Source organism: Tatumella morbirosei, from assembly GCF_000757425.2.
Lineage (GTDB): Bacteria > Pseudomonadota > Gammaproteobacteria > Enterobacterales > Enterobacteriaceae > Tatumella > Tatumella morbirosei.
The window spans coordinates 331,765-352,569 of sequence record NZ_JPKR02000002.1 but is presented as its reverse complement, the minus strand read 5'-3'; the positions used below and the strand labels follow the sequence as shown (position 1 = coordinate 352,569).

General features: G+C 50.6%; 22 protein-coding genes. 9 read left to right on the top strand and 13 right to left on the bottom strand.

Features of this window, described 5'->3' with window-relative positions; all coding sequences use genetic code 11:
* Positions 1 to 118 precede the first annotated feature (118 nt).
* Entirely contained in the window at positions 119 to 289 is a 171-nt protein-coding gene (locus HA49_RS21355; RefSeq protein ID WP_156994507.1) for a hypothetical protein, read from the top strand.
* 2 nt (positions 290 to 291) lie between these two features.
* On the opposite strand, the gene HA49_RS02730 is transcribed toward HA49_RS21355, so the two are convergent.
* Complete coding sequence (locus tag HA49_RS02730; RefSeq protein WP_038020277.1) at positions 292 to 2,073, bottom strand: SgrR family transcriptional regulator; 1,782 nt, start codon at positions 2,071 to 2,073, stop codon at positions 292 to 294.
* 154 nt (positions 2,074 to 2,227) lie between these two features.
* Between HA49_RS02730 and HA49_RS02725 the strand changes: the two genes are divergently transcribed.
* Both HA49_RS02725 and HA49_RS02720 read left to right on the top strand, forming a co-directional pair.
* Positions 2,228 to 3,046 carry a shikimate 5-dehydrogenase gene (locus tag HA49_RS02725; protein ID WP_038020272.1) on the top strand — a complete coding sequence of 273 codons (819 nt, stop codon included), beginning with the start codon at positions 2,228 to 2,230 and terminating at the stop codon, positions 3,044 to 3,046.
* A 78-nt stretch (positions 3,047 to 3,124) separates the two neighbouring features.
* Positions 3,125 to 4,504 carry a fructose-specific PTS transporter subunit EIIC gene (locus HA49_RS02720; protein WP_084706351.1) on the top strand — a complete coding sequence of 460 codons (1,380 nt, stop codon included), beginning with the start codon at positions 3,125 to 3,127 and terminating at the stop codon, positions 4,502 to 4,504.
* A gap of 38 nt (positions 4,505 to 4,542) precedes the next feature.
* On the opposite strand, the gene eco is transcribed toward HA49_RS02720, so the two are convergent.
* The 4 genes from eco to HA49_RS02700 form a co-directional block, all read right to left on the bottom strand.
* Positions 4,543 to 5,034 carry a serine protease inhibitor ecotin gene (gene eco / locus HA49_RS02715; protein WP_038020270.1) on the bottom strand — a complete coding sequence of 164 codons (492 nt, stop codon included), beginning with the start codon at positions 5,032 to 5,034 and terminating at the stop codon, positions 4,543 to 4,545.
* Positions 5,035 to 5,098: 64 nt separating this feature from the next.
* Entirely contained in the window at positions 5,099 to 7,408 is a 2,310-nt protein-coding gene (feoB, locus tag HA49_RS02710) for a Fe(2+) transporter permease subunit FeoB (protein ID WP_038020267.1), read from the bottom strand.
* Positions 7,405 to 7,653 carry a FeoA domain-containing protein gene (locus tag HA49_RS02705; RefSeq protein ID WP_038020265.1) on the bottom strand — a complete coding sequence of 83 codons (249 nt, stop codon included), beginning with the start codon at positions 7,651 to 7,653 and terminating at the stop codon, positions 7,405 to 7,407. Before HA49_RS02705 ends, feoB begins: the two co-directional genes overlap by 4 nt.
* 167 nt (positions 7,654 to 7,820) lie before the next feature.
* A complete protein-coding gene (locus tag HA49_RS02700; RefSeq protein ID WP_038020262.1) occupies positions 7,821 to 8,768 on the bottom strand; it encodes an aminoimidazole riboside kinase in 948 nt (315 codons plus the stop codon).
* 335 nt (positions 8,769 to 9,103) lie between these two features.
* Between HA49_RS02700 and HA49_RS02695 the strand changes: the two genes are divergently transcribed.
* Positions 9,104 to 10,336, top strand: coding sequence for an aromatic amino acid transport family protein (locus HA49_RS02695; protein WP_038020260.1), 1,233 nt, complete (start codon positions 9,104 to 9,106; stop codon positions 10,334 to 10,336).
* A 46-nt stretch (positions 10,337 to 10,382) separates the two neighbouring features.
* On the opposite strand, the gene HA49_RS02690 is transcribed toward HA49_RS02695, so the two are convergent.
* Genes HA49_RS02690 through HA49_RS02680 form a run of 3 tightly spaced genes read right to left on the bottom strand, consistent with a single transcriptional unit; the run spans position 10,383 to position 12,945 of the window.
* The gene (locus HA49_RS02690) at positions 10,383 to 11,165 is read right to left on the bottom strand and encodes an ABC transporter ATP-binding protein (protein ID WP_038020257.1); all 783 of its coding nucleotides are present in this window, start codon (positions 11,163 to 11,165) and stop codon (positions 10,383 to 10,385) included.
* On the bottom strand, positions 11,165 to 11,935 hold the full coding sequence (locus HA49_RS02685) for an ABC transporter permease (protein ID WP_038020254.1): 771 nt from the start codon (positions 11,933 to 11,935) through the stop codon (positions 11,165 to 11,167). Before HA49_RS02685 ends, HA49_RS02690 begins: the two co-directional genes overlap by 1 nt.
* The gene (locus HA49_RS02680; protein WP_038020252.1) at positions 11,932 to 12,945 is read right to left on the bottom strand and encodes a taurine ABC transporter substrate-binding protein; all 1,014 of its coding nucleotides are present in this window, start codon (positions 12,943 to 12,945) and stop codon (positions 11,932 to 11,934) included. The genes HA49_RS02685 and HA49_RS02680 overlap by 4 nt, the downstream gene beginning before the upstream one ends.
* A gap of 406 nt (positions 12,946 to 13,351) precedes the next feature.
* Here HA49_RS02680 and HA49_RS02675 point away from each other — a divergent pair, with 406 nt between their 5' ends.
* Entirely contained in the window at positions 13,352 to 13,918 is a 567-nt protein-coding gene (locus tag HA49_RS02675; RefSeq protein ID WP_038020249.1) for a class I SAM-dependent methyltransferase, read from the top strand.
* A gap of 54 nt (positions 13,919 to 13,972) precedes the next feature.
* On the opposite strand, the gene HA49_RS02670 is transcribed toward HA49_RS02675, so the two are convergent.
* The 4 genes from HA49_RS02670 to HA49_RS02655 all read right to left on the bottom strand — a co-directional run bounded on the left by HA49_RS02670 (position 13,973) and on the right by HA49_RS02655 (position 17,127).
* Positions 13,973 to 14,560 (bottom strand): TorD/DmsD family molecular chaperone, encoded by a 588-nt coding sequence (locus HA49_RS02670; RefSeq protein WP_038020244.1) that lies wholly within the window; start codon positions 14,558 to 14,560, stop codon positions 13,973 to 13,975.
* A 195-nt stretch (positions 14,561 to 14,755) separates the two neighbouring features.
* A complete protein-coding gene (locus tag HA49_RS02665; RefSeq protein WP_038020241.1) occupies positions 14,756 to 15,496 on the bottom strand; it encodes a phosphatase in 741 nt (246 codons plus the stop codon).
* A gap of 469 nt (positions 15,497 to 15,965) precedes the next feature.
* A complete protein-coding gene (locus tag HA49_RS02660; protein WP_038020237.1) occupies positions 15,966 to 16,214 on the bottom strand; it encodes a GlsB/YeaQ/YmgE family stress response membrane protein in 249 nt (82 codons plus the stop codon).
* Between the two features lie 271 nt (positions 16,215 to 16,485).
* A complete protein-coding gene (locus HA49_RS02655; protein WP_084706350.1) occupies positions 16,486 to 17,127 on the bottom strand; it encodes a transglycosylase SLT domain-containing protein in 642 nt (213 codons plus the stop codon).
* 164 nt (positions 17,128 to 17,291) lie between these two features.
* On the opposite strand from HA49_RS02655, the gene ldcA reads away from it, so the two are divergent.
* Positions 17,292 to 18,230: a muramoyltetrapeptide carboxypeptidase gene (gene ldcA, locus HA49_RS02650; RefSeq protein WP_038020420.1), complete on the top strand. Its 939-nt coding sequence runs from the start codon at positions 17,292 to 17,294 to the stop codon at positions 18,228 to 18,230.
* Positions 18,231 to 18,241: 11 nt separating this feature from the next.
* On the opposite strand, the gene HA49_RS02645 is transcribed toward ldcA, so the two are convergent.
* Complete coding sequence (locus HA49_RS02645; protein ID WP_038020234.1) at positions 18,242 to 18,661, bottom strand: hypothetical protein; 420 nt, start codon at positions 18,659 to 18,661, stop codon at positions 18,242 to 18,244.
* A 136-nt stretch (positions 18,662 to 18,797) separates the two neighbouring features.
* On the opposite strand from HA49_RS02645, the gene HA49_RS02640 reads away from it, so the two are divergent.
* The 3 genes from HA49_RS02640 to HA49_RS02630 all read left to right on the top strand — a co-directional run bounded on the left by HA49_RS02640 (position 18,798) and on the right by HA49_RS02630 (position 20,724).
* Positions 18,798 to 19,181, top strand: a complete 384-nt coding sequence (locus HA49_RS02640; protein ID WP_038020230.1) for a DUF4186 domain-containing protein — start codon at positions 18,798 to 18,800, stop codon at positions 19,179 to 19,181.
* Positions 19,182 to 19,278: 97 nt separating this feature from the next.
* Complete coding sequence (locus tag HA49_RS02635) at positions 19,279 to 19,623, top strand: hypothetical protein (protein ID WP_038020227.1); 345 nt, start codon at positions 19,279 to 19,281, stop codon at positions 19,621 to 19,623.
* 81 nt (positions 19,624 to 19,704) lie between these two features.
* A complete protein-coding gene (locus HA49_RS02630) occupies positions 19,705 to 20,724 on the top strand; it encodes a Ppx/GppA phosphatase family protein (protein WP_245610143.1) in 1,020 nt (339 codons plus the stop codon).
* The last annotated feature ends 81 nt before the right edge of the window (positions 20,725 to 20,805 follow it).

Here is a 20,805-nt window from a genome sequence, read left to right as displayed (position 1 = left end):
ACTCTGAAACGGGTTGTTACCCAGGTTAGCCAATCAAAACACATTACTGAACGAAAAATCCTCTGCTTCAGCTACACTGAACTATGTAGTTTAATCATAACGTTACCGGAGGTTTCAGATGATAGCCGGATTTGTCGCTTTGATGCTTGCTCACTCCCGGGTGATGCCGGTTTCTGTCGCATTGTACTCCACTGAGTCCCGTTGCCAGGCTGCGATCAGCCAGCGACAGAAGAAATACCCCAAGAATCTGCTGTTTTGCGGAGAAGTCATGCGCACCAGCTATCTGTAATGCTACTGCTCCGGCGGTACCATCCAGGCCCGGGTAAAGTCAAACCAGCCCAGGTTATTCAGGTGGATCCCCTGCGCCTGTCCAGGGCTTTTCAGACGCATCCAGTGATGAAACAGCGGCTGTAGCCAGCCATTACGCAGCACTTCACGGGCAAGTTGCTTGCCACTCAGTGACTGGTCACGCCAGCCCTGTTGCCAGGCAGAGAATTGTTGCATGTCGCCACCGGAGACTGAGTGTTTCAGTAACGGCATACCGAGCAGCCACGCGCCGACATTCCAGCTTTCCGGCACCGCAAAATTCACCGTTCCTAGCCACAAATCGGCTTCAGCTTCACCACGCGCCCACTGTTCATAGTCCAGTTCCAGCAGTCGCAGCGTAATATTTTGCTGTTGCAAAATATACTGCATTTCGCAGGCCAGCATAGTGAATTCCGGATGTTGCCGGTGATATGCCAGCGTCACAATGGCTTCGCTGGCTGGCTGGCTGAGTCGTGGCGGCGGTTTTGCCGGACCTTCATCCATCGTGTGTAACCAGTCCGGCAGAAGGCTGCCGGCGGGTACCCAGAACGGGCGGATCGGCGCGATAAAACGCTGGATCAACACATAAGGATTTAGCTGTTCACGGATCCAGCGCCGGTGAGTCATGTGCTGCCAGTAAGGGGAACGGCTGTCACACAGCAGAAAGTACCCCCCCTTCTCCAAAAACATCTCCCCGGAGACGTCTGCAGGGGTTCCACTCAGTCCCGCGGCCATGCCTGAGGTATATTCAATATCGCTCAGACTTGAACTGAGCCAGGCGGCGGGTGTAGTCGCAGGCGAAGTGACAGGAGGCCCGTCCGCGGACGCTTCGCCGATGTTGCCGGATAACGGCCAGACAATAACCTCAATTTCGTCCAGTAATCCACGATAACCGAAATAATCATCAAAGGCCTGCATCCTTAAATGCCACTGGTCATTTTCTGCGACCAGATAAGGGCCAGTCCCTACCGGTTGTGAGGCAAAATTCCGCCGGTCTGCATAATCAGACGGCAGGACTAACGCAGCAATATCGCTCAGTAACAGAGGTAACTGAGGGTCCGGCTGACTGAGTTCAATCCTGACCGTCAGATTTCCCGGGGCGGTAACCCGCCTGATATGGGAAAACAATGGCAATGCGGCGCTACGGGTTAACGAAGCCACCACATCCTGGCTGTTCAGCTCTTTTCCGTCATGAAACCGTACCGCCGGACGTAAATGGAACGACCAGTGGAGTTCATCCTGCTGTGACCAGAAATGTGCCAGGTCTGGCTGCACACTTCCGGTCTGCGGATCCACCCGTGTCAGGCCACTAAAAATCTGTTTAACCAGATGCGCTTCAGAACGGCGTAACGGAGTCCCCGGGAATAGATTGGGCATGGTCCGGTAATAAGGGATACGCAGAGACTGGTGATCCTGGCGGACGTTGTAACCCAGCTTTTTCCTGAGCAAGGAAGCGACCAGCGGTTGTTCATGATCCAGCAACTGTACAGCACTGCCGATGTCGCCGCCATCCAGCAACTGTTCCGCTTTTGACAGTAGCAACTGCTGTTCGCTGCTGCGCAGAGTCAGTCGTGAATGATGTCCCCGCCCAGCGGAGGGCTGCCATTCCAGCCAGCCTGCGTCCTGCATTCGTAGCAATAAGCCCCGCATATGGCGTTTACTACAACATAGCTGGTCTGCCAGGCTGCCTAGCGTCAGGGTCGCCTGACGGGACGGGAATAATTTCAGCAGACGGCGGTAATGTTGTTCAAGTCGTGTTTCAGACATAAAAGCGGAACTCCTCTGGTAAAAAGTCAGCCGTTTTTAACTTCCTCTTTTTAGTTCATTATTCATCTCACAGCAAGCTTTCACCGGGTTGAATCGCAATTGCCGTTATACCACTACCCGCTGTTGCGATCGCCGACCGTATAAGGAGTCCATCATGACCCGTCATCTGAATAAAGACACAACTATTTGTATGTCACTGGCCGCACGCCCCAGTAACTTTGGTACCCGTTTCCATAATTTCCTCTACGACGCGCTGGATCTGGATTATCTGTATAAAGCATTTACCACCAAAGATCTGCCGGCGGCGATCGGCGGTGTCCGCGCGTTAGGGATTCGTGGCTGCGCAATTTCGATGCCATTTAAAGAACAGTGCATCCCATTGGTGGACGAACTGGATATCTCCGCATCATCGATTCACTCAGTAAATACCATCGTTAATACCGACGGGTATCTGAAAGCCTATAACACCGATTACATGGCAATTGCGGCCCTTCTGAAACAGTACCAGGTAGATAACCAGTTAAGCTTTGTATTACTTGGCAGTGGCGGTATGGCTAAGGCTGTCGCCTGTGCTCTGAAGGACGCCGGATTCCGTGACGGGCGAATTATCAGTCGCAATACAGAGAGTGCAGAGCAACTGGCAGAGTTCTGTGGTTTTCAGACCGCCACAGAACCAGAGTCTCTGCAGCCACAGTTGTTGATTAATGCCACACCGGTCGGGATGGCGGGCGGTAGCGAAGAGCATGCCCTGGCCTTTAGTGAAGACAAGATTCGTGCAGCGCAGATCATTTTTGATGTGGTCGCTCTGCCGGAAACCACCCCGCTGATTAACTGTGCCCGCGAAATGAATAAAACGGTGATCACCGGCTCAGAAGTGTTTGCTATTCAGGCGGTAGAACAATTTGCACTGTACACCGGCATCCGTCCGTCGGATGAATTGTTTAAGCAGGCAGCCGCTTACTCCAGACAATAAGCTGACGAACTCTGTACCCTGCAACCTACAGGCACCTGTTTTACCAATAACAATTAACGTAATGAAAAGGTGTATCCTATGAACCAACGCATCGTGGCTGTCACCGCATGCCCTACCGGTGTCGCACATACCTTTATGGCCGCAGAAGCTCTGAAAACGGCGGCGGATAAACTCGGTTTTCCTATCCATGTCGAAACCCGGGGCTCCGTGGGGGCACGTAATACGCTAACTGACGATGATATCCGGCAGGCTGATGTTGTGATTATTGCTGCCGATATTGAGCTGGATCTCGCCAGGTTTAATGGCAAACGGCTGTACCGAACCAGTACCAGTATGGCACTGAAAAAATCGGAGCAGACGCTGACCGATGCCTGTAACTCCGCCACTGTCTATGGCAGTAAAGTCGCCGCCAGTTCATCCGCCACGAAGACCGAATTACCCTCAGTCTATAAACATTTAATGACCGGCGTGTCGCATATGTTACCGCTGGTGGTGGCTGGAGGGTTGTGCATTGCGTTGTCTTTCGTATTTGGTATCCAGGCTTTTAAACAACCCGGAACCCTGGCCGCAGCGTTAATGGAAATTGGCGGTAAAGCCGCTTTTGCCCTGATGGTGCCGGTCTTAGCCGGCTATATCTCTTATTCGATTGCAGATCGCCCGGGTCTGGCGCCGGGGTTGATCGGCGGTATGCTGGCTGCAACAGGGGGCGCAGGATTTTTAGGCGGGATAGTGGCAGGTTTTCTTGCCGGATATACCGCACGCTTGCTGGCACAGAAAATTAGTCTGCCCTCGTCGATGGAAGCCCTGAAGCCGGTGCTGGTGATCCCGTTGCTGGCAACACTGGTCACCGGCCTGGTCATGATCTTCGTGGTTGGCGGCCCAGTGGCGCGGGTCATGGAAGGTCTGACACATTTCCTTGCCAGTATGACCACCGCCAACGCGGTACTGCTTGGCGTGTTGCTGGGTGCCATGCAGTGCTTTGATCTGGGTGGGCCGGTCAATAAAGCAGCTTACACCTTTGGGGTCGGTTTACTGGCATCACAGTCTTACGGTCCAATGGCGGCAATTATGGCGGCAGGAATGGTGCCGGCTCTGGGGATGGGTATTGCCTGTTGGCTGGCAAAATCTAAATTCAGTAGTCAGGAACTGCAGGCAGGTAAAGCATCATTTGTATTGGGATTGTGTTTTATTTCGGAAGGAGCCATACCCTTCGCGGCACGTGACCCGATGCGGGTGATTCCTTCCACCATGACCGGAGGAGCACTGGCAGGCGGATTATCCATGTATTTTGGCTGTACCCTGATGGCACCTCATGGCGGTCTGTTTGTGCTGGCAATTCCGCATGCTGTGGGTCACGTTGGTATGTATCTGCTGTCGATTATTATCGGTAGCCTGGTCACCGGTGGGATGTATGCCCTTCTGAAACCCGGACTGGCGCTTAGTCCGGCGAAATCCTAAGTCCGGATGGCACCGGAAGGACTCCGGTGCCATCTGGTTTAGCGAACCTGTGACGGAACAATCTGCGGATTTGCCTGCCAGACCCGATACCCGACCTCAATATCTTTAGGGGCATACACCACCAGCGGCAATTTACTGTTATAGCGGATTAACTGTTGCGACGCGGCCGGCAGTGTCACCAGGGTAGTTTTTTTCTGGCTGTCAGTACAGGCCATACGGGTTGAAATCACCTCCGGCTGTACGGTGACAGTATAGTAGCTGTAACCCCAGCCTTTTGCGGTTTCCTCTGTCAGCCTGCCCGCCAACCGATAACGATTACAGTCTGTCTCCATCTTACGGCCAATCACCAGTTCTACCCGATGCTGAGGCTCATTATTGAGTGGTGGCAATACCATCACATATCGTCGCATTCCTTCCGATGCCGCTGGATAAGGTTTCAGCTGCGCATCGGTTATCTCTGGCGCCGCCAGTGACACAGTGCTGGTCATAGTGGCAGACAGCAGAATTAAAGTGGCAGATACTTTGTTCATTAAAATTCCCGGGCTAAGTGGTAACAAAAAAACTGCCGGACATGACGGCAGATACGAAAAAGAGTCAGTGACAGGTCGAACCCGAATCACATCCACGACATTGACTTGCCGGCATCTGAGTTTTCAGCAAAGACGGCCGACAACGTGATAATCCCCCCATCAGCAACAGGTTGTACAGCAGCACCGCGCCGATAATCAGTGTTGCATTTATCGGCTGTTGGCTAAAACTACAAAGTTGCCAGCCGAGTGTCGCTACCGACCAGGCAATACTGAGCCCCCATAACACCGAGAACCACATCCAGCGCCGCTGGCTTTCGCGGCTGATGGCGCCCATAACCGATGCGCAGGGTACATACAGCAAGACAAACAGCAGATAACAAAATGCACCGCGACTGCCGGCAAATTTTTGCTGCATCAGTACGGCTGCCCTACTGTTTGCCTCCGCATCTCCCTGACTGGCCAGCAACGGATTAGCCAGAGTTCCGGCACTCAACGTCGATGACAGGCTGTCGAGAGTTTCCTGCCACCCTTCACGCAGTTCAGCAAGAGGATCAAATTGCTGCGGGTTAAAATCTGTCTGTTCAGAAGTATAGAGCGTATTCAGGGTACCAATCACAACCTCTTTGGCCATCGCACCGGTAATCAGCCCGACAGTCGCCTGCCAGTTATCGGGCTTTACTCCCATCGGCCCCAGTAATGGCGTCAGAAAACGCCCCACCGTCTGCAATGCAGGGGGCTTGCCCGGCCCCGCCAGTTCGCCATGCAGAGTGAAATTATTCAGGCCGCTTAACAACAGACTAAACAGCACGATAACTCTGCCCGCCCGCCAGATAAATTGCCGTAACCGTTGCCAGCTTTGCTGTAACAGGCTTTTAAAGTGAGGCAAATGATAGAGCGGAAGTTCCATGATAAAGGGCCGGGATTCACCCCTTAGCAAGGTATATTTCAGCAATAATCCGGTCAGTATCGCCACCACTATGCCAGTCAGATATAATAAAAATACTGCCAGCGCGCCCTGCTGTTTAAAAAACAGCGAGGAAAACACCGCAAAAATGGCCAGTCGGGCACCGCATGACATAAAGGGCGCCATGAGCATAGTCATCAGCCTTTCCCGTGGAGAATCCAGGGTGCGCGTGCCAGTCACCGCCGGAACATTGCAGCCAAATCCGGTAATCAGGGGGACAAAGGCTTTCCCCGGCAGGCCCAGCCACTGCATCAGCCTGTCCATCACAAAGGCGGCCCGGGCCATATAGCCGCTGTCTTCCATAAAGGTCATCAGCAAATACATAATGCCTATTTGCGGTACCAGTGGCAGAACCGTATTGATCCCGCCGCCCAGTCCATAGGCTATAAACTCAGTCAGTGGATCCGGGAAAGGCAGAAACTGCCCGAGCCACAATATGCCGTGGATAAAAATGGTTACTGTCGCCTGGTCAATCACTGGCTGTAATGCCCCACCCACATTAATCGCCAGAAAGAACATCAGATACATCATCAACAGAAACAGAGGCATCCCCAGAATGCGATCCATGGCTATCCGGTCAAGGATTTGTGTCAGACGATGCGGTCTGGCCTGCTGTAGCGCTGTCACCTGTTGGATAATCCTCTGCCCTGCCTGCTGACGCATCGTCGCCAGTTGTAATGCTACGGCCTCTCTCTTCGGCGGGTCGGTAAATCCCGGTTCCCTTTCAGGATCCTTAAGGCAGTGACGGGCAACGATATCCCCTTCCAGAATCTGCATCGCCAGCCAGTCACGCAGCGGTGGCTGAAACTCCGGCTTAATTTCTGCGGCCAGCTGCGCTACCCACTCCTGAATCTCATCAGCCACCGGCAATAAATCTGTAGGTAAGGGTTGCACCGCTCCGCGTTTCAGATGATCGATTGCAGACTTAAGCTGCTCCGTCCCCTGGCTGCGGGTAGAAATCATGGGGATCACCGGGCAGCCGAGTAACTGTGACAGCAACCGTGCATCCGGTGTCATGGAACGTTGCCCGGCAACATCTATCATATTCAGCACTATGATGCAGGGAATACCGGTTGCCCGTAACTGCAATGTCAGCCAAAGATCCCGCTGCAGAGAACTGGCATCTGTCACATTGATCAGTACATCCGCCTGCTGTCCGGCAATAAACTGTGCGGCGATTTGTTCATCCACTGCAGCGTCTGCTGCACTCATAGTCAGCGAATAGAGGCCGGGTAAGTCCACCAGATGGACCAGCGCATTTGCCGTGACAAAAAAACCTTCTTTACGTTCTACCGTGACTCCTGCCCAGTTGCCAACCCGTTGGCTGGATCCGGTCAGCTGATTGAACAAGGTGGTTTTACCGGTATTTGGATTACCCACCAGCCCGATAGTCAAGGGTTCCCGGATCATGGTTTACCGCCCCCTGAAGCCCCGGCACAGGGTTCCAGCATCAGTAAGCGTAAATCACTTTGACGCAGCATCAGCGTCAGGCTGGCAGTATGTATCTCAAGAGGATCGCCCAACGGCGCTATCCGCCCTGCACGGAAGCGGGTTCCCGGCAACAGGCCCAGGGATAGCAGCTTTTGCCGGAAAGCCGGTGGCATTTGCGGATCAAAAGCACAGATAAGATAGCTCTGTCCGGGAAGTACAGGCATAGAAACAGTCCTTATTCAGCCATAATATTTACCCACTGAACTATAATGAGAACTGTTCTCACCATGTTTGACACAGAACAAGAGTTAGGCAGATAGCAGTGTAATAAACTACCCAGCCCAATCTTAGCGGCATATTTACCCGTAACAGAAAATTAGTCTACTGCCCGTCAGGCGCTGGTAGCAGAAAGCAGACCAGAGGCATTTAAAAAACTGTTCAATTGCACCGGCGTAGGTAATGCCGGGAGTGCCCCTTTACGGGTAGTCGCCAGTGCACCACAAGCGCTTGCCTGAGAAATCATCGAACTCAGTCTGGAGTGTTCAGGCATACCGTGTCGCGCCAGCCAGGCCAGTAATCCAGCCATAAATGCGTCTCCGGCACCGGTAGTATCAATACTCTCCACATTGTAGCCCGGGAAAATGACCGTTTTATCCTGATAAATCACTATTCCACCCTGTTTGCCACGGGTAATTATTTTCAGAGTAGCGGGAAAACGCTGCAATGTTTCCAGTGCCTGTTGCCACTGTGTACTGTCATCATTTGCCAGCCACAGCAACTCTTCATCTGACAATTTTAAAATATCGGCATTCATGCATTGCTGTTCGATAATGGTGCGCATCTGTTGCTTGTCAGTCCACATCTGCTCACGCAGATTGAGGTCAAAACTGACCCAGCCACCCTGCGCTTTTATCCGTGTCACCGCCAGTTTGGTGGTTTCACGACAGGACGGTGCCGCCAGGGCCAGTGAGCAATAGTGCAGAATATCACGTCGAAAAACCGGCAGGTCATCGGTAGTCAGGAACTGGTCCGCCGAGGGATTGACCAGAAACGAAAAACTGCGTTCACCATTTTCAGCCAGCTCAACCATCACCGTGCTGGTTCGATGGGCGGCATCACGGACAATATGTCCGGCATCCACGCCCTGCTCTTCCAGTGTTTTTTGCAAAAAGCGTCCAAACTGATCCTCACCGACACGGCCAATAAAAGCGGTATCACAGGCCAGACGAGCAGCGCCGACGGCCACATTAAAGGGCGCACCACCGGCACAGGCCTGATAACGCATATCTCCGACAGGAAGCAAATCGACTACTGCGTCACCCAGAGCCCAGATTTTCATAGCATTTCCTCTTCAAATTATGCCAGCTGCATTCTGCTGCCACAGACAGGCTGTTTACTCAGTATCCATTTAAGGCAGATGCCCGGCTGGCAATTATAACGGAAATTAAAATCATGGCGTGAAGCGACTGGATTTTTATTTACTACCCTTGGTTTATGGCCTGCCCGACAAGCTTCTCGCCCGGATAACTCAATAAATAACCTGTCGGGACATCAAAACCAGATGAATAACCATTTCTCTTACATTTATGTCTGACCCACCCTGCTAACATATCACTGTTTATTATGATAGATTAAGCCACTTTTTATTAGTTATCTGGTGGAAATTACCGCACAATGATGAAATATTGGTCAAAAGAAGAGACTTTGTGGAGTTTTGCACTATATGGAACTGCCGTTGGCGCCGGCACGTTATTTTTGCCTATTCAGCTAGGTTCAGCAGGTGCGGTTGTGTTATTCCTGACTGCAATTCTTGCCTGGCCTTTAACCTACTGGCCGCATAAAGCGCTGTGTCAGTTTATTCTGGCATCTCAATGCGATCCTCATCAGGATGGGATCACCGCTGCAGTCCGGCAGTTTTTTGGCCAGAAAGTCGGCAATTTCATCTCTGGCCTGTATTTCATTGCATTTTTTGTGGTTATCCTGATTTATGCAGTGGCCATTACTAATTCGCTGGCAGAACAACTGGCGCAGCATATGCAGGTCGGTCAAAGTACCCGGGTGATGCTGAGTCTGGGAGTCGTGGCAGTGCTAAATCTGATATTTCTGACCGGTCGCACGGTAACCATCAGAGTCATGGGTCTTCTGGTGTTTCCGTTGATTGCCTGGTTCCTGTTTCTGTCGTTTTACCTCACCAGCCACTGGCAGCCTTCACTGCTCACTTCCGGACTGACATACACACCCTCCACGCTGCATGATATCTGGTTCTCTGTTCCAGTAATGGTGTTTGCGTTTAGCCATACACCGATCATTTCGACGTTTGCCGTGGCACAACGCGAAAAATATGCTGATCAGGCTATGGCTAAATGCAAAAAGATCATGAAAGTTGCCTACCTGATTATTGCTGTCAGCGTGATGTTTTTTGTATTCAGCTGTTTTATGTCGATTCCGGCGTCGAATGTGTTGCTGGCCAAACAACAGGGTCTGACCATTCTCTCTGCACTGGCAATGATGCCCTCTTCTGCGGGCTGGCTGAGCATTGCTGGAATTATTGTGGCAGTGGTCGCAATGTCAAAATCCTTCCTCGGCACCTATTTTGGTGTAATCGAAGGAGCCAGCCAACTGGTCTCCTCCGCTGCCCAACAAGCCGGATATCACCCGGGAGCAAAACTGAGTCGCGGTCTGTCGGTGGCTATCGTCTCGGCGATCACCTTTATCGTTTGCTGCATGAATCCAAACGCATTATCGATGATTTATGCGATTAGTGGTCCGTTGATCGCCCTCATCCTGTTTATTATGCCGACACTCTCCTGCTGGCTGGTGCCTGCGCTACGTTCATACCGGTCAGTGGCTAATCTGCTGGTGCTGATTATTGGTATCCTGTGTGTGTCGGTCATGTTCTTTAAATAACCCACTTGTCGCCGGTACAGCCTGAGCTGGCCGGCGCCTGTTTTTCCTACGGATTCAGATGCTTTCTGACTTCAGTACGAACCTGATGCAATATCTGCTGGCGAATATGCCGGTACTCTTCACTTTCCGCCAGAGTCTCTATATCCCGCTGGCGACCAAAAGGCAGCCGGATGTCACTGACAATTTCTCCCGGTCGGGCCGACATGATCAGAACCCTGTCTGCCAAAAAAATTGCCTCATCGACATCATGTGTGACAAACAGCAGTGTGGTTTCGGTGTCCAGCCAGGCATTACGTAATAGTTCCTGCATCATCAGTCGGGTCTGTGCATCCAGAGCTCCGAAAGGTTCGTCGAGTAGCAACACTTCTGGTTGTGCTACCCAGGCCCTGGCCAGGGCAACCCGCTGTTTCATACCGCCTGAAAGCTGCCAGGGATAATGATGTGCAAACCCGTTCAGTCCTACCTTGTTAATCCATTCTTCGGCTTTCTGTTTAACCTCATGATTGTTGTGCGAGCTTAACCGCAGCCCGAAAGTCACATTATCCAGCACCGTCAGCCACGGGAACAGATTAGGTTGCTGAAAAATCATACCGCGTTCAGGGCCAGGTTTACGTACCGGTTGCCCCTGGTAAAGGATTTTCCCCTGATCAGGCTGAATAAAGCCTGCCAACAGATTTAAGATAGTGGACTTACCACAGCCAGAGGGGCCAAGCAGTACCACCAGTTCTCCTTTATTTACCGACAGACTGACCTCTTTCAACACTGTCAGAGAATGGGCATTTGTACTGTACTGCAGTGAAACCCCGTCAATTACAATTTGTTCAGTCATTACTCTTTTCCTGCCCATGGCACCATAACCTGTTGCAGTTTCTGTAACAGCAGGTCAAGTGCATATCCCACACCACCCAGCAACAAAATACCTATCATGACAATATCAGTGCGAAGGTAAGAACTGGCATTAATCACCATCCAACCCAGGCCGGAATCCGCTGCGACCATTTCGGCTGCAATTAATGATGTCCAGCCAATTCCAATCGATAAACGTACCGTGGTGAACAAATCGGGTAGTGTTTCAGGCAAAATCACCCGTAGAAAAATCTGTCGGGACGTAGCCCCGAGTGTCCTGGCAACCCGAATATGTGCCGGGCTGATTTTCTCTACCGCAGAAACAGCGCCAACAATAATGCTAAGTACCGTGGCAATAAAAATCAGGAAGAATTTAGAGGCCTCACCAATTCCCAGCCAGACAACCGCCAACGGAATCAACGCAATCTTGGGTAAAGGCCTCAGGAACTGAACAAACGGATTAAGAATAGCCGATAACATCGGAGAAATTCCCATCATCAGTCCAAGCGGAATACCAATGACTACCGATGCAGCAAAAGCACTCAACGCTCTGGCAAGACTGACTGCAATGCTTTGCCACAGTGAAACCTGCCGGTATCCCTCCGTGGCTAATTCTCCGGCAGTAATCGCAATATCTTTCAATGATGGCAGAAGCAACGGATCCACCCATCCTCTGACGGACGCCAGTTGCCAGACCGCAAAGAAAAAAATCACGCTGACCAGGCTGATTAGCCGGTAACTTCCGGGTTTCATTGGCTGTTCGCTTCTGCTGCCTGACGAATAAATGATGAGTTAATCGCTCTGTCCCAGTTGCTCGGAATATCCCGCTGACGAATATCCCCGGTGGTTGCCAGGAAATTCGCGGTTTTAGTCAGAGCCTTACCAATTCCACTGTCCGAGGTCTCAGTACCATTACCCAGCCATGCCGCGGTGCCCTGTTCTTTCAGCGAAGGATACTCCAGTCCGCCCAGTGTATTTTGGGCTGTGGTCAATGGGGCACCCACTACCTGAGCGACAATCGCAGCGGCTTTGTCCGGGTTAGCCCTGAATTCGTCAACCTTTTGTTGATGAACCTTTAAAAAGGCGACGACTTCCTGAGGGTATTTCTCTGCAAAGGCTTTGCTGACCACATAGTTGTTATAAATCAGATATCCCGATTTCTGAAGATCCTTAGTCTGATAGACCTGATGGCCTCCGGAAGTTTCCAGTTGCTGCGCAAAAGGCGCCCAGACATAGCCGGCGTCGATATCACCGCGTTTCCAGGCCGCAACCATTTCTGCGGGACGCAGCGGGATTAGGGTTATTTTTCTGCGATCCAGATGACTGACCTTTATCGCCGCTTCCAGCGCATATTGTGAGGTTGAGTTCGGTGGATAAGCTACACGCTTGCCAATCAGGTCATTCAGACTTTTCACATCCGGTTTGCCAATCAGGCGTTCATAACTGGCAATCACTCCGGAAACTCCAACAATTTCAATTGGCAGTTTCTGAACGATTCCTGCAGTGGCAGGGCTGGAACCGAAATTAGCAATATCGATGGAATGACTGGCAAAGTAATTGAGAGCATCAGCACCTGAGGCAAACTGAACCCATTTCACTTTGCTGTGCAGCGCTTTATCCAGTGAACCGTCTGCTTTTGCCAGCAGAATGACCTGAGAGCCGCCGCTATAAGCAACTCTGACCTCTGCAGGATAATTTTCAGCAGCCTGTGCTGCCTCCCATATACCACTTAGTATTAGTAACGCCGTCAACGTTTTCTTCATTAGTTAACCCCGGAGTTATCAGTTATTTTGTACACTCATTCCGGAACGTTGGTTTCCGGAACAAAAAAATTCAGCCATTTCAAGCCGGACAAACGACTTAGACTGGTGATGTTAGCCCGGGATTATGCGGGGAGTAGCCAGCGAGCCCAACCAAGAAATAAGCAAAACTTATGCATAAAAAGGAATAAAAACACTTTCCTTATGTTTATAAGCGAGGAGCTAACTACCCGCCTGAAGGCCGTGTCTTTTTGCGATAAAAAATAATGGCAACGCTGATCAGTATTGGTATCGCACAATGAGAAGTTGCAGACTATTCTGATAATGTTATGTTTCCGGATGAATACAGGCACTTTATCGGCGAATCGGGTACATAGTTATAGAAGTTAACTTGGTCATGGAGGTCTGCATGCTAGCATCTGCCATTAGTCTGGTTCGTTCAAAGGCAGGTTTTGTTCAGCAGTTTATTCGTAACCCACGGAAAGTGGGCAGCATTACCCCGTCTTCAATCGCATTGTGTGAAACCATGGCTTCCGCTGCCAACTGGCAGGACGTACGTCGTGTGGCTGAACTGGGGGCCGGAGATGGCGTACTCACCAAAGTATTGCTTAAGCATATGTCTGCTGATGCGGAAATTGATGTGTTTGAAATAAGCCCGCCGCTGGTCAGAACATTACGCATGATTAATGATCCACGGGTCAGTGTTCATGCGAAATCAGCAGAACGGTTGCTGGGTCAGTATGATGTGATTTTTTCAGGCCTGCCACTATTGTCACTGGAGCCGCCAGTTCGTCACGCGGTCCTTTCTGCCGTGCATAAAACTCTGGCACCCGGTGGTGTGTTCGTGCAGTTTCAATATACTTCGCTTACTCAGTCCGAACTTTCCCGGTATTTTACCTGGGAACGCCAGCGGGTGCTCAAAAACGTCCCACCCGCCTGGGTTTATCGTTGTACCCATCACTGGACGCAACGATAAGCAGAGGACCTGGCTCAGGGCAGAGTCTCACCACCCTGAGCCGGTTTCTGCCATTTACGGCTGTTCTGTGTTGCCAGATTCGTTCTGCTGAGGGTTGATCTGTTCAGACAGTTCTTCATACATCGCCTGAATCGCCCCACGGGTTAACCCTGCCAGGCTACGATAAAACGGCGTACGCGCATTCGCTTCCACCTTACCCAGAAAAGCCCCGCACCATGGCAGCAGATATTCTTCAAATAGCGTGACCTGAGCCAGGAACTCATCCTGTTGTGACTGATCTTCAAGCCACGAAGTGGCCAGCAATAAGACCCCAAACTGATTCGCCGGAGTTTCACTGAGGGGCATACCACGCTGTTGCAGGAAGGTCCTGACCTCCTGCTCTTCAGGGCCATCTTCCCAGTCAGAGCCTGACAGCGAAACAGCCGGATGTTCGCCAGTAAATAGTAAGCGATAGTCTTCTTCCAGCGCAGGTAAATCACAACTTTTCTGTAAAACAGCCAGCAATTCCTCCTGCTCCAGCGGCCATTGTTGCTGCAGTTTTCCTTCGCGTATCAGACTCAGTAGTGGCTGAATCACCGGATCAGTCGGAGCCCGGTTAAATAAAGAGCCGAGAATACGGCAGATCAGTGAAAATTCATTCATCAGACTAGCTTCCTGTGGGAGATGAAATCTGCCCGCCTCTGGCGCTATGTGGAAAAACAGCGTAGCAGTCGCGGACGGCAGTGGTTAGGCGCGGTATTTAAAGTCGCTCGCCGGTGATTGTCAACCGGACAATCTGTAGCAGGCTCCGGCATTCACACCCGAATCCTGTAAGCCTAAGGGGAATAAAAATCTCTGTCAGCTTAAATCCGCCAGTTCTTCGATAGGTTTTCCGCCACGCATCTCAAGGAAATCCAGTAAGTTGCGCGGCGAGGTATTCAGAATCTGCCCTTCAGGGAAATCGACCTGCCGCAGAATTCGCAAACTCTGCTCAAAGTGGCCAAGGGTGAATGCGGTGTGCGAGTCCGAACCCAATGCCACAAGGCCTCCGGCATTACCCACTGCTTCAGCAATCGCCCGACACTGAGGTTCACTGCCTGGTCGTGAATGGATAAACGAGGAGTTATTGATCTCAAGCGCGACATTGCAGGCGGCGGCCGCTTTAGCCACTTCAGCAATATCGATGGGATATTTAGGGTTACCCGGATGGCTGATAATATGTACATCACCCGCCGAAATAGTGGCTATCATCGCATCGGTATGCATGACTTTATCCGAAGGTGCCAACACCGGTTCGTGAAAACCGGCCAGAATCAGATCCAGGGCATCCAGCATCGGGCCCGTGCAGTCAATCTCTCCCTGGCGGTTTTTAATATTGGCTTCAATTCCACGCAGTATCCCTACTCCGTCTACTACTCTCGGCCAAATCCGCATATTCATAAAGTGCCAGTAGTGAGGTGCATCAGCCATATCCGGACCGTGATCGGTGATGCTAAACAAACGAATACCGCGCGATTTCGCCTCGCGAATATAATCATGAAGCGTACTGTAAGCGTGGGTACTGGCAACAGTATGCATATGAAGATCAACAGGGTACATGACTCACTCCTTTTATCAGTACCGGGATAACCCGGAAAACAGGTGAAACTCCATAGCCCGATAGGTCCGGAGATTAATTCCCTGGCACTGCACTGGCTTACTGCATCACTCCCTCAGATAAATTTCTGGTATGGCATTCTGCAGTGTGACTTTTTGTGATAGTCCGGGTCGCCTTTACCCGCAGGCTAAGACAAAACCATGACAGGGAGATTTCAATGAACTCAGGGCCCTGCCAGCGACAGAAATACCCTGACCCGCACTAAGGCTATCAGTTATTGTGTTAATTTTCAGCAATAACCGGTGATTCTCTCGCCAGGTGGGATAATAAACGTCAGGGAGTCGCCCATGAGACAGGTAAAACAAAAGGGCCGGTGCTAAAGCACAGGCCCCTGATACCCGAGTGACAATAATGCCGGCAGATTCAGCCGTGGCTCTTACGCCACGTTAAGGTATCTTCTCTGGTCAGTGGTTAGTCTCTGACTTTCTTGTAAATCCACAGCACTACCAGAGCACCGATGACGGCGACTACAAAACTGCCGAAATTAAAGCCATCGACTTTGCCGAAACCAAACAGCGTACTGATCCAGCCACCGACTACCGCACCAATAATCCCTAAAATCACTGTCATGATGAAGCCGCCGCCATCTTTACCTGGCATAATCCATTTAGCCAAAATACCGGCGATCAGTCCAAAAATGATCCATGAAATAATACCCATAACTGCTCCTTACATTTGATGACGTTAAGTAAATCCGGATAACGTAAAACAGATCAACGTCTGGTGGTAAAACCAGCGAGACAACCTTTAGGTTATCTGTGATTTAGCGTAGTACATTTTTACAAGCTGTCAGCTTTTTAACGTAAAAAGCCCGGGGAAAATAGTGAGCTGAACAATTTTCCGGTCATAAAACCATCAGTGAGATGTGATAAAGCGTGGCGGGTTGCAAAACCAGACTGCCGGCTGAACTCAGTCAGCCGACAGGCAAATATTAGCTGTCCTCCTGGTAAGCCGTGGTGACTTTCCAGAGATAACGCGGGGCTTGGGTCGCGGGATGTTTACGTTCGATAAAGCGATAGAACTGCTGTGGGGTCATATCATTAATCATGGCGATAGCTTTGTCACGGTTCGACGAGAACGTTCGTAACAATGCCCCGGCGCCATTAGAATAAGAAACAATGGTCGCATATCGCAATGTCACCGGATTGTGGATACCGGAAAGAATCGTATCTTGCAGAATTTTGATGTAAGCCGTACCAATTTCAATATTCACTGCCGGATCGCGCAACTGGCTGCGGGATGGTTGTCCACGCTTGCCTTGTACCCGGTAAACTTCACGACCTGCGGTAGATGCTTTAATCTGCATTAAACCTATGGCATTAGAACGGCTAACAGCATTTGGATTTCCACCGGACTCGACACTAATAATGGCGCTGATTAAACGTTGATCAACACCATAATGACTGGCAGCGTCTTCGGTGAAAAGGGACCAATCATCATTAGTATTGGTCAGTACTTTGGAGGGTGGTGCCTGAATTAACGGCGTATACTTTTGCTGAATAACTTGCTTCGGCGGCTCACTGGCGCACCCTGCCAAAAATAAGGCAGAAAGCACAAGAAATTTTATTTTCACGTTATCTTTATCCTGATAATTTTGCGTCGCCTATGATACAGAACTCTCCTGCCGGTAAAATTACCATTTGTCTGAATTCACCGTTCACTGAAAGGCGTGACTTCCGCCGCTGTTTTCGCCATGATGAGTCTATTGTTTTGCTTATCTCCTGCAGAGTTATAGTTATGTCTGCCAGCCATACGATTCGACTGATCGCCCCTTCGGGATACTGCATTAATCAACCAGCCGCTGAGCGCGGTTTACAGTTTTTACGGGATGCCGGTCACCGGCTGGAAAACGACACTGTTATCCAACGGCGCTTTCAGCGTTTCGCCGGAACTGATGAACAGCGACTCACAGATATCAATCAACTGGCACACTGCACGGAATTACCGGATATAGCCCTGGCGGTGCGCGGTGGCTACGGTGCCAGCCGACTGCTGACAAAAATAGATTACCCGGCACTGGCTGAACGTTTAACCGGCCAACCTGTAGCACTGTGTGGCCACAGCGATTTCACCGCCATTCAGTTGGCACTGTTATCACAATGCGGATTAATTACCTTTAGTTCACCGATGCTGGCAGGCAATTTTGGCGCCAGTCCGCCATCAGAATTTACTCTGCAGCATTTTTGGAAACTCCTCAGGCAAAAAAGTTATACCATCCACTGGTCGGGAAATATACAAAAAGATTTCAGTGCCGAAGGCGTGCTGTGGGGCGGGAATCTGGCCATGCTGACATCGCTTACCGGGACTCGTTGGATGCCAGATATCGATAATGGTATTTTGTTCATCGAAGATATTAATGAACATCCTTTCAGAATAGAGAGGATGCTGTTGCAATTGTGGCATGCGGGAATTTTGCAACGTCAGCAGGCAGTCATCACCGGAAGCTTCAGTGGCGGGACGTTGTCCGACTATGATAACGGATTTAGTCTGGACACGGTCTGGCAGTATATGCAGGAGTTATGCGGTGTCCCCTTTATTGATGGTCTGCAGTTCGGTCATGAGCAGGAAACGGTCACCTTGCCCATTGGCGCCTCTGCCCGGCTTAACAGCCTCGGCACTGCGCGGACGCTGGTTCTTAGCCACTATCCGGTATTAGGTTCTGCTCCCGAAAAATAAAACCATCGGGTTTATCCGGTAGCAGACTGTCCGGATGTCATGTCTTTATTCCAGGGGGTCAGCGTCAGTAACGGATCTGGCCGGGTATCCGTTCTTTCACAAGGCACCAGTTTCGTCGTGCCCGCATACACAAAAAAGGTATCCCCTGTGGCTTTATCCACCATGAGCTGGTCACCATTACGAAATAAGGTAATTGATACCGGCTGGCCATCCTGCAGCCGCATGCGATCCTGACCCGCGGCTATCTGAAAATTATCGTCTCCCCACATAAGCGTGGAGATCCCGTATTCTGCACGGTCAATCGTCATGGTTGGACGCCCGGGACAGGAAATCTGAAATTCATCTCCATCATCTGGCGCCGCATAAGCTGCAGCAGTCTGTGAATAAGCAATACCGGCTGTGATAGCAATCATGGCAATCAGTGTTTTCATGTCTCATCCTGAGATTTAGTGAGTTTAACTGGTGATAACCCATACTAACCAGGATGATTCACTGACACTATTATTGGAGGTTACAACATAATAAAATTAATGACAGGTTATACATAATTTGCAGGAATACCAACCGATGAGCACTCATCAACAACTGTTCCGCCGGCTGGCGGGTTCTCCGTTCCGCAGTCGCTTTCATCTGGGGGTTAAAGAAAGGCAATACTGCATGGATAAAGGTGCAGATGTCATCATGCAACATGCTGCTGATTTTGTCCGGCTGAGGTTGTCAGATGCCGAACCTGTGAATGACGGGAAGCAGACACCGATGCGTGGTCATCCGGTTTTTATTGCCCAGCACGCTACAGCGACCTGCTGCCGGGGTTGCCTGGAAAAATGGCATAATATCACAGCCCATCAGCCACTTAGCTCTGCCAGCCAGCGATACATTTGTGGAGTGATTTTTTACTGGTTGCAACGCGAGATTACCCATCCGCCGTCATCCGGAACGATAAAAAAATAACGCCGTTATCGACAATCTCTCACCAGTCATCAGGCGACAATGTTATGCTTAGCCTTTGTGATGACAATGATTACCCGCAATGGATTAAGGTGATGTTATGCGTTATCTGCTGATTGCTACGCTTCTGGTTCTGATAAGTGGTTGTGCTTCACGCCCTCAGGGACGGCTGTGTGACGGTGAAGTGGCCAGCCTGTACGGAAAAAGTCTGGGTAAAACCAATGCATGGATTTTTGACCAGGTGACGCATTTCACTATCAGCAAGCAGTCTGTCAGGATTGACAGTGGTTTGCTTTCGTCCACGGACAATCAGCGTTACATCCCCTCTTCTGTGACCGCTGAGGGATATTATGCCCAACGGTTGGGTAATAACCGTTTCCGGTTAATCAACGCGCCGCAGAATCTGATGATTACCTGGACCTGCCCTGCACCCGGCACTGAGTAATCCGCCGGTTGCGCTATTGTGACCTCCTGCGCTGCCTGACATATTTTGTATTAAAATTTCCGTGACTCTCTGGATTAGCCTATGTCCATAAATCGCAGCATGACACTGTTTTGCCTCGGCACTTTGATACCCCTGTTTACTCTGTCAGCTTACGCTGGTTGTCTGCAAACCCGCGCGGCGCTGGATATTGGATCAGGTTCCAGCAAAATTGCCGTCGCGGATGTCGATATCTGCCGCCATCAGATTATTAAGATGCGCTATCAGCAACAAATAGCCGTACCTTACAACGATGCCCTGATGCATGCTGCCGATAACCGTCTGCCACAGGCTGTGATAAATCAGGGATTGTCTGCCCTGCAAACCGAAATGAAAAACATCCGCCGTTTCCATCCGGTTTCTGTTTCAGGTGTTGCAACAGCAGTATTTCGCAGTGCTAAAAACGGACCGCAGACCATAGCCTGGCTTAATCAACAGACCGGGGCAGGAATAAAAATTATCAGCCAGAAACAAGAAGCTCTGCTCGGTTTCGCCTCCGCTAAAGCATCATTACATCAACCGGATATTCAGGATGAAGATATTCTGGTCTGGGATATTGGCGGAGCATCGATGCAGATGACCACCTGGACCGAAGAACAGGGTAAAAAAATTCCACATATCTATCAGGGAAAACTGGCTTCTGTCACCTTAAAAAACTATATCGTCAGCCTGCTGAAGAATCAGCCTTTAACCGCTGACAGCTCACCCAATCCGGTCGGGAATTATGCCGACAGTACGCTGAAATTTGTCCGTTTTTATGCCAGCAATGATGTGGATTCAGCAATGAAACGGATGATTTCGGGTAAGAAAGTGCTGGGTATTGGTGGTGTTCATGATTATTCACTACGTGATCAGCTACCAGGAAAACCGAACAGCTATACCCTGCAGCAACTGACCCGTCTGGCAAAACAACAAGTCAAAAAAGATGACAGTCAGCTTAAGGGTGATTATCGCACAACCGATGTAAGTAATTTATTGCTGGTACAAGGCTATATGCAGGCCCTGCAAATCCCGGCAGTGACTATTGTCAGAGCCAGTCTGGTCGAAGGTGAACTGGTACGCTGATATCAAGCCGTGTGCTGAACCTTTGTCCGGGAGGCTCAGAAAATTCCGGTTCAGCAGTAAGAAAAAATTCCTCTGCTATAC